The sequence below is a fragment of the Stenotrophomonas sp. YJH_SMC_21 genome (assembly GCF_059369555.1).
Genome location: NZ_JCAFSU010000032.1, coordinates 1 through 8972, shown reverse-complemented (window position 1 = coordinate 8972; position 8972 = coordinate 1). Strand labels below are relative to the sequence as shown.

The following is an 8972-nucleotide window of genomic DNA, read 5'->3' as shown; positions in this document are numbered from 1 at the left end:
GACCGATGTGGAGGTCTTGCAGGCCTCTTTGGCGACCTGCAGTTTGAAACGTGCGTCATATCTGTTCATGTATCCCTCGGGGTTGGATCTGACGTCCAACTCCCGGGGGTCACTTCATGGACGGGTTTACGGCGTCCCCCGCGAACCCGACCGTCCCGGCCAACCCTGGGATAGCAATACGCGACCCGCCACGAGGGGCTCCGCCGTTCGCCGTCCTACTCCACCCCCTCACGCTCGATCGGCACGCTGCGCGGATTCTGCATGTGCTCCCGTGCCGCGCCATAGCGCTGCTGCCGCTTGTGGTGGAACGCCACGAACTCATCCCGTGGCAGCGGCCGCGAGAACAGCCAGCCCTGCGCGAACTCGACCTTCCGGGTATGCAGGTACGCCAGCTGTGCCTCGGTTTCCACGCCCTCGGCCACCACCCACAGGCCCAGCTCCTTGGCCATGTCGATGATGTGCGGCGTCACCGGGCTGGTCGCGCTCTCGGTGCCGATCGCATCGATGAACGACTTGTCGATCTTCAGCGCATCCAGTGGCAGCTGCTCCAGGTACTGCAGGCTGGAGAAGCCGACGCCGAAATCATCAATGGCCACGCTGTGCCCGGCCCGACGTGCCTGTGCCAGCATCGTGCGGGCGCGGTCCAGATCGAGGAAGCCGCGCTCGGTGGCTTCCATCCAGATCTGCTGCGGCAGGATGCCGCTGCCGGCCATGTGCTTGGAGATCATCTTCAGCGCACGGCCGCTGCTGATGTCTTCGGCGGCCAGGTTGATCGCAATGTGCGCGCTGCGGTCGGCCACCAGCAGTTCGCGCATGTCGCGCACCACGTTCTCGATCACCAGATCGGTGACTGCGGCGATCATGCCGGCCTCTTCGGCCAGCGGAATGAACAGGTCCGGCCGCACCTGGGTGCCATCCGGGCGCTGCCAGCGTACCAGCGCCTCGGCGCCGACGCAGATGCCGGTATCCAGTTCGATGATGGGTTGATAGTGCAGGTACAGCTCGCGGCGGCGGATCGCCGTGGCCAGCTCGCCGCGCAGGGACAGGCGGCGACGCGACAGCCAGATCACCAGGCCGGCACCGATGGCGGCCAGCAGAACGCCGATCGGCACGAACAGCCAGGCCTGCTGGCGGAAGGTCGCGGCAAGCGCGGTACGCGGCGTGGTTGCGATCGCCAGCCACTCTTCGTTGCGCGCGGTGGCGTACAGGGTGTTGTGGTCCAGGCCCTCACCGGGCGCGCGCAGCAGGGTTTCCAGCAATGCCGGATCCATGCCGTCCTGCCTGGCCAGGAGGCGGCCGTCCGGGCTGGCCAGGGCAAGGCGCACGTTCGGGTCGGCGATGACATCGACGAAGCGGCGCGGATCGACCAGCACGTCGTAGTTGCCATACAGGATCGACAGGACCTGGCGCCGTCCGCTTGCCTCGGGGCGCACATCCACGGCGATGCCGGCGCCATCACTGGTGACGTGGTCGGACCTGGGCTGGTTGACGTCGGACAGGAACGGGCCCCACGACGTGCAGCGCAGCTTGCCACCCTCGAAGTAGCCCATCTGGTCGACCGACGGCGAGGTCATCACCAGCGTCTGCATGCGCCGGATGTGGTCCGGCCCGCACGGATCGTAGGCGCCGGCCTCGGCGGACTTCAACGCGGCCAGCGCTTCCAGGTAGGACTGGTCGGCGCGGCGCAGGGTGCGGCCGGCGATGTCGCGCAGGCGCTGCTGCTCGACACTGACCGCACGGTCCCAGGTGGCATAGGCCATCACCGCGATCGGCACGGCTGCGGCCAGCAGCGCCAGTGCGGTGCCGCCGGTGATCACGCGCAGCCGGCTCATGGCCGGGGCTCCAGCGGGGCGGGCAGGGCAGGGCGCATGGTCGGGCCGATCCTTGGGCAGGTGCGGCTATCTGAGCATGGCGCCGGGCCGGGCGGAATGGGATGAATCCGGTATTCGGTCACATTGTGATGAAAGCGGCCAAGTTTGACGGGATTGGCCCATCCGACGCTGGCGCTCCGGCCTGTGGAGGACTACCGTCGAACGCTTCGCCCGCCCTTTTGCCCGCGCCCATGACCGAGCCCGCAACGCCCCCCGAGCACCTGCGTCGCAGCCTGTCCAACCGCCACCTGCAACTGATCGCCATCGGTGGTGCCATCGGCACCGGCCTGTTCATGGGCTCAGGCAAGACCATCAGCCTGGCCGGCCCGTCCATCGTCTTCGTCTACCTGATCATCGGCGCGATGCTGTTCTTCGTGATGCGCGCGATGGGCGAGCTGCTGCTGTCCAACCTGCAGTACAAATCCTTCATCGATTTCTCCACCGATCTGCTCGGCCCCTGGGCCGGCTTCTTCTGTGGATGGACGTACTGGTTCTGCTGGATCGTCACCGCCATTGCCGATGTGATCGCCATTGCCGCCTACGCGCAGTTCTGGTTCCCCGGGCTTGACGCCTGGAAGCCGGCGCTGGCGTGCGTGATGCTGCTGCTGTCGTTGAACCTGGTGACGGTGAAGCTGTTCGGCGAAATGGAATTCTGGTTCGCGCTGATCAAGATCGTGGCGATCTGCGCGCTGATCATCACCGGCGCCGGCCTGGTGGCGTGGGGCTTCACCTCGCCCAGCGGCCACACCGCGTCGCTGTCGAACCTGTGGAACGACGGCGGCATGTTCCCGATGGGGCTGGTCGGTTTCTTCGCCGGCTTCCAGATTGCGGTGTTCGCCTTCGTCGGCATCGAGCTGGTCGGCACCACCGCCGCCGAAACCGCCGACCCCGAGCGCAACCTGCCCAAGGCGATCAACTCGATCCCGGTGCGCATCATCATCTTCTACGTGCTGGCGCTGATCGCGATCATGGCCGTCACCCCGTGGCGCCAGGTGGTGCCGGACAAGAGCCCGTTCGTGCAGCTGTTCGTGCTCGCCGGCATCCCTGCCGCCGCCAGCCTGATCAATTTCGTGGTGCTGACCTCGGCCACGTCCTCGGCCAACAGCGGCATCTTCTCCACCAGCCGCATGCTGTACGGCCTGGCCGAAGAGGGGCACGCCCCGCGCGGGTTGTCGAAGTTGTCACGCGCCGCCGTGCCCGCCCGTGGCCTGCTGTTCTCGTGCCTGTGCCTGCTCGGTGGCACGCTGCTGATCTACCTGATTCCGAACCTGGTGACCGCCTTCACCCTGGTGACGACGCTGGCGACGGTGCTGTTCATCTTCGTCTGGTCGCTGATCCTGGTGGCCTACATGGCCTATCGCCGTCGCTACCCGGAGCGCCATGCCGCATCGATCTTCAAGATGCCCGGCGGTGTTGCCATGTGCTGGGCCTGCCTGGTGTTCTTCGCCGCCGTGCTGGTGCTGCTGAGCCTGCAGGCCGACACCCGCCAGGCGTTGATCGCCAGCCCGGTGTGGTTCGTGCTGCTGGGCGTGGGGTATTGGGTGCGTCGGAGGACCGCGAAATGACCGGGGATGCGGGGGCGGCAATGCCGGAAATCGGAAACGTCGGTAGAGTCGACTGTTAGTCGACTGCTCTCCCGTGGGCCACCGGAAAACCCCGCGCTGCGCGCGATAGTCGACTGACAGTCGACTCTACCGCCGCCGGCGCCGGCGCCGGCGCCGGTGCCCGCGCGGGTGCAGGGCGCAGCCCTGCCGGCCCCCATTCACCCAACATTAGCGGGCGCGGCCGGATGATCCGGCCGCCATGCCCCGTCACCCTCTCCTGCTTGCGCTGTTGCTGCTGCCCAGCCTGTGGCCCGGGCTGGCCGCCGCGCGCACCGTCTACCGCTGCGTGCAGGGCAACACCGTCAGCCTGGCCACCGCGCCGGAACCCGGTTCACGCTGCACCGCGAAGGAAATCGACGACAACGCCATCCAGACCCCGAACCTGTGGGGCAACATGGGCGTGTTCAGCGGCGTGCTGTACGAGCGCGAGCAGGATGGCGCGCTGGTCTACTCCACCCGCAACCTGCCCGGCTCGCGGGTGTTCCTGAAGTTCACAGTGGCCACGCCGCCGGGCGAACCTGCCCACGAAGGCCTGGGCAAGGTCGGCAAGCCGCAGTTGGCGCAGCACGCCAAGCAGTTCAAGGCCGCGGCCAAGGCCACCGGTGTCGATGACGCATGGCTGCGCGCGATTGCCCATGCCGAAAGCAACTTCGATGCGCTGGCGGTCTCGACCAAGGGCGCACAGGGCGTGATGCAGTTGATGCCGGAGACCGCACAGGAATATGGCGTGCGCGATCCGTTCTCGCCGCAGCAGTCGATCGAGGGCGGCGCGCGCTACATGCGCGCGCTGCTGCGCCGCTACAACGGCGATCGCCCGTTGGCGGCAGCCGCCTACAACGCGGGCATCGGTGCAGTCACCCGCTACAAGGGCGTGCCGCCCTACGCCGAAACCCTGGCCTATGTGGACAAGGTGATGGCCCTGTATGCACGCTACCGCGAAGCGATGGGCATCCGTACCGAGGTGCCAGCCCGCTAGGCGGAAGGTGTAGTGCCGAGCCCACGCTCGGCGCCACAGGACATCGGCTCAGCGCGAGGTGGAAGTGCTGACCAGTTCGTAGCGCTCGATGCGGCCCAGGCGTGCCACCTCGGCCTGCACGTCGGCACGTTGCTTCAGCGCACGCCAGGCCGCATCGATCTTCACGTCGCCTGGCAATGACGGATAGGTGCGCATGTCCTGCAGGCTGGCCAGCGTCTCGCCACGGTCGGTGGGGGAGCGCAGCTGTTCGATCAGCACTGCGGCTGCGCCGTCCAGGTTGCCTTCGTCCAGCAGCATTTCGCGATGGAACAGGCGCGCGTCGTCGCGCTGGGCAAGGATCACCGAGCGTGCGGCTTCCATTGCCTGGGCATCGCCGCGTTCGCGGGCGGCAGCGAACTGCAGCAGTGCCTGGGCCGCCTTGCCGTAACCGGCCAGGCCTGGCATGTCATTCACTGCGGCAGCAGCGTCCTGCATGCGGCCCAGCGAACTGAGCACGAAGCCGACGTTGAACTGGTGCTCGGCACCATCCGGGCCCAGCGCGCCGATGCGTGCGGCCAGCCTGGCTGTGGCCAGCGCATCGTCGGTACGGCCCAACCGGCGCAGCGCCGTAAGCCGGCTGTTGAGCAGCCATGCCACCCATTCGGCTTCCGCCGCCGAGGGCGACTCACCTTCGGCCGCCGCACCGGCCATGCCATCGGTCAGTGCCAGCACTTCCTCGTTGCGGTCCAGCATCAGCAGCGTACTGCTGAACTCGGCCATGCGTGCGTCCAGCGCCCGGTCGAGCAGGCCGGAGACCCGCAGTTCGTCGAGGTGTTTCTGTGCAGCCTGCACCGGATCGAAGCGGGCATCGGCGCGGTCGACATAGCGATCAAACCGCTTGTCACTGCGCAGGCGGATGATCTCGGCGGGGCCGGTGATGCGCGCCAGCGTGGCGGGAATCCTGTCGCCACGGCCGTTGTCGGCCTGCAGCGTGGCCAGTGCCAGCCACAGCCCGGTGGGTTCCAGGCCGCCGCTCTTCCAGCCGTTGTCGAACAGCGCCTGCAGCAGTTCCATGCGCTGCTGGGGCTGGTCCCGCAGGCGGAACTGCAGGTAGTTGATCGCGTGGTGGTCCACCGGCAACGGCGCGTCGGCATGCTTCAGCGCTTGCACCAGGTGCTTCGTGGCAGGTGCCGGTTGGTTCTCGGACAGTTCCACCGAGACCAGGGTCAGCAGGATCTGCGCATCCTCCGGCAGTGCTTCCTGCGCGCGCTGCAGGTAGCGTCGGGCCTGATCCGGCTTCTTCTGCACCATTGCGGTCCAGCCGGCCACCTGCGCGGCACGGCCGCGGTGTTCGGCATCGAAGTCATCCAGCATCGGATCTTCCATCAGCCGTTCCATCGCGATCAGCGCGCCCAGCGTGTTGCCACTGCGCGACTGCTGGATGGCTTCATCCCATCGCGTGGCATAGGCCTGGTGCATCGCATCGGCGGTGACGGACGGCTTCTGCGGCACCACCGTGATCGAAGCAGTGGCGGATGTGCTGGCCAATGCGGCAAACAGCAGGGCGGCGACGGGGAGGATGCGGGGCATGGAGGATTTCCATCCGTGGGAACCGCATTGAACCCGCTGCAGCCAGCGAGAACAAGCGCGATGGATGGAACTCTGGCGTTTGACCGCACGATTGGCCATGGCGGATCGTGCGTTCAGCGACTATTGTCGGTGCCTCTTCAGACGGCAGGCAGGCAGCGCAGCACGATGGCACGGTGGCAATGGATGGCGGCAGGCGTAGCATTGGCGACGGTAGTGGCATTGGCCGCAACCTGGTGGGAGACACCGCTGCATACGCTGGCTGAACCGGCGGGTCCGGTTCCAACGCCGCTGGCGTGGACCGCGCAGATCGAACCGCTGGCCGGCGATGGCCACCCGGGTGACCGCGATGGCGCGTCCGCGCAGGCACGTTTCGCCGATCCGTACGCGTTGCTGCGCGGTGCCGATGGCAGCGTCTATTTCACGGATGCCGGTGACAACAACCGGATCCGCCGCCGCTTGCCCGATGGCCGCGTTGAAACGGTGGCCGGGCAGGGCGAGGGGCGCGTTGATGGCCCGGCACTGCAGGCCAGTTTCAATACGCCGTCGGGCATTGCCGCCGACGCGCAGGGCAACCTGTATGTGGCCGACACCGGCAACCATGCCATCCGCCGCATCGGCACCGATGGCCAGGTGACCACGCTGGCCGGTGGCGAACAGGGCCACGCCGATGGCCCTGCCGTGCAGGCACGCTTCGATGCGCCGATGGGCATCGCAGTGGATGCGCAGGGCCAGGTCTACGTGGCCGACACCTTCAATGACCGCATCCGGGTGATCGGTACCGACGGCATGGTGCGCACCCTGGCCGGCGGCGATCGGCCGGGCCTGGCCGATGGCGTGGGCGCCGCTGCGCGCTTCGACACGCCGGTGGCGTTGGCCTTCGATGCGCAGGGCGCGCTGCTGGTGGCCGACCTGTTCAACAACGCGGTGCGCCGCGTAGGCGCCGACGGCACGGTCAGCACCGTGGTCGCCGCCGGTGGCGTGATCAATGGGCCGCTGTCGCTGGCCACCACCCACGATGGCGTGCTGTACGTGGGCGATCTTGATGGCCGCATCGTGCAGGTGACGCCGCAGGGTCACCAGATCGCGCTGGTTGGCAATGGTCGCCTGCCGCGCCTGGCCCGCCCCAGCGGGCTGGCGATGGATGCCGATGGCAGCGTGCTGGTGGCCGACGCCGCCAGCTACCGTCTGCATCGCCTGCGCCCGCTGCCGGTGGGCGAACTACCGGCACCGGCACTGGTCGGCCCGGCTGCCGATGCGGCGTTGCCGGAGACGGGCGGTCGCTGGCCGCTGGCACCGCAGGACGGTTGGCATGAAGTGGTCGGTACGTTGGGTGAGGTGCGCGGCAACTTCACTGGCGAGAGCCGCCACCACCTGCATGGCGGTTTCGACGTGCGCGGTGATGTGGGCCAGACCGTACTGGCGATTGCCGAGGGCAAGATCAGCAGCCCGGTGGCCGCCTGGAACCTGGGTGAGCAGGCCGAGGGCCTGGCGGTGGACCGCCTCAAGTACATCCACATGCGGGTCGGCCGCACCCCGCGCGATGAGCCCTACGATGCGCGCTGGCAGGCGTTGTATGACGAGCAGGGCAAGCTGGAGCGGATGCGCGTGCGCCGCGGCATGCGCATCCACGTCGGCGACCGCCTGGGCAGCATCAACAACCAGGCGCACGTGCACCTGGCCGTGGGCACCGGTGGTTTCGAGACCAATGCCGTGGCGCTGGGCTTCCACAACTACGCCGACCACTTCGCACCGCGCATCACCGATGTGGCGCTGCTGGACGACAACGACCAGCCGATGGCCGCCGGCAGCGATGGCGTGGTGATGGTGGCGCGCCAGGGCCGCGGCGTGCAGATCGTGATCGAGGCCTGGGACCAGGTCGACAACAACCTGCCGCGTCGTCGCCTGGGCATGTACCAGGTGGGCTACCAGATCCTCGATGCCGGCGGAAAGCCGCTGCAGGGTTACGAGCAGCCGCGCTGGAACATCGTGTTCAACCGCATGCCGCCGCAGAAGGAAGCGGTGCGCGTGGCCTACGCACCGGACAGCGGTATCACGGTGCATGGCAGTGCGGTGACCCGGTTCCGTTACCTGGCCACCAACACCGTGCGTGACGGCCTGATGGAAACCGGGCGCTGGCAGCCGGCGGCGCTGCCGCCGGGCGAGTACATCGTGCGCGCCAGCGTGCGCGACTACAGCGGTAACGAAGGCGTGGGCCCGCGCGAGATCAGGGTACGGCTGCTGCCATAGCCGCAGCCGGGGCGCCGCAGCGTTCGCGCTCGGCGTCCATGTCTTCCAGCGGCCGCACCTCGATGCTGCCGAAGCGCGCCCATGGGAAGTCGCGGGCGATGCGCATGGCTTCGTCGCGGTCGCGGGCGACGATCAGGTTGAAGCCGGCCAGCAGTTCGCGGGTTTCGGCGAACGGGCCATCCAGTACACGGCTGTGGCCATCGCGCACGCGCAGGGTCTGCGCGGTGTCGACCGGTTGCAGCTTCTGCGCGGCCAGCAGCGTGCCCTCGGCCTGCAGCTTGTCGGCGTGGGCCAGGCAGTCGCGCATCAGCGCGTTGAATTCTTCGATGGGCAGGGCCTGCAGCAGGGCAGGCTCGATGTAGATCAGAAGCAGGTACTGCTGCATGGCACGGTCCTGGCGGGGGCGGAGTGTCCATGATCGCGCAGGATTGCGCGTGGGCATGTTGCAGCGCGGGAGGCGGCGCCTTCGGCGGGGATCGGCGAACGGCGGAGCCCCTCCGTGGTGGGGTTGGGTTGGTAGCTGAAAGCTGGGTTTCTGGCGGTTGGCCGGGTGGGTTGGCGGGTCGGGGGACGCCGTAAACCCGTCCATGAAGTGACCCCCGGGAGTTGGACGTCAGATCCAACCCCGAGGGATACATGAACAGATATGACGCACGTTTCAAACTGCAGGTCGCCAAAGAGGCCTGCAAGACCTCCACATCGGTC

At 67.8% G+C, this 8972-nt stretch carries 6 protein-coding genes; 3 read left to right on the top strand and 3 right to left on the bottom strand.

Going from position 1 to position 8972, the window contains the following annotated elements:
• Window positions 1-215: 215 nt before the first annotated feature.
• A complete protein-coding gene (locus AC5P67_RS20630; protein WP_495215179.1) occupies window positions 216-1832 on the bottom strand; it encodes an EAL domain-containing protein in 1617 nt (538 codons plus the stop codon).
• Window positions 1833-2062: 230 nt separating this feature from the next.
• Between AC5P67_RS20630 and cycA the strand changes: the two genes are divergently transcribed.
• A complete protein-coding gene (gene cycA / locus AC5P67_RS20625; protein WP_005412098.1) occupies window positions 2063-3436 on the top strand; it encodes a D-serine/D-alanine/glycine transporter in 1374 nt (457 codons plus the stop codon).
• A gap of 238 nt (window positions 3437-3674) precedes the next feature.
• Window positions 3675-4451, top strand: a complete 777-nt coding sequence (locus AC5P67_RS20620; protein ID WP_012479002.1) for a lytic transglycosylase domain-containing protein — start codon at window positions 3675-3677, stop codon at window positions 4449-4451.
• Between the two features lie 48 nt (window positions 4452-4499).
• Here the strand turns inward: AC5P67_RS20620 and AC5P67_RS20615 are convergent, their stop codons facing one another.
• The gene (locus AC5P67_RS20615) at window positions 4500-6020 is read right to left on the bottom strand and encodes a tetratricopeptide repeat protein (protein WP_241889381.1); all 1521 of its coding nucleotides are present in this window, start codon (window positions 6018-6020) and stop codon (window positions 4500-4502) included.
• Window positions 6021-6185: 165 nt separating this feature from the next.
• Here AC5P67_RS20615 and AC5P67_RS20610 point away from each other — a divergent pair, with 165 nt between their 5' ends.
• The gene (locus tag AC5P67_RS20610) at window positions 6186-8267 is read left to right on the top strand and encodes an NHL repeat-containing protein (RefSeq protein ID WP_241889380.1); all 2082 of its coding nucleotides are present in this window, start codon (window positions 6186-6188) and stop codon (window positions 8265-8267) included.
• Here AC5P67_RS20610 and AC5P67_RS20605 read toward each other — a convergent pair.
• Window positions 8245-8652: a YciI family protein gene (locus AC5P67_RS20605; RefSeq protein WP_010484148.1), complete on the bottom strand. Its 408-nt coding sequence runs from the start codon at window positions 8650-8652 to the stop codon at window positions 8245-8247. The two genes, AC5P67_RS20610 and AC5P67_RS20605, sit on opposite strands and share 23 nt — an antisense overlap.
• Between the last annotated feature and the right edge of the window lie 320 nt (window positions 8653-8972).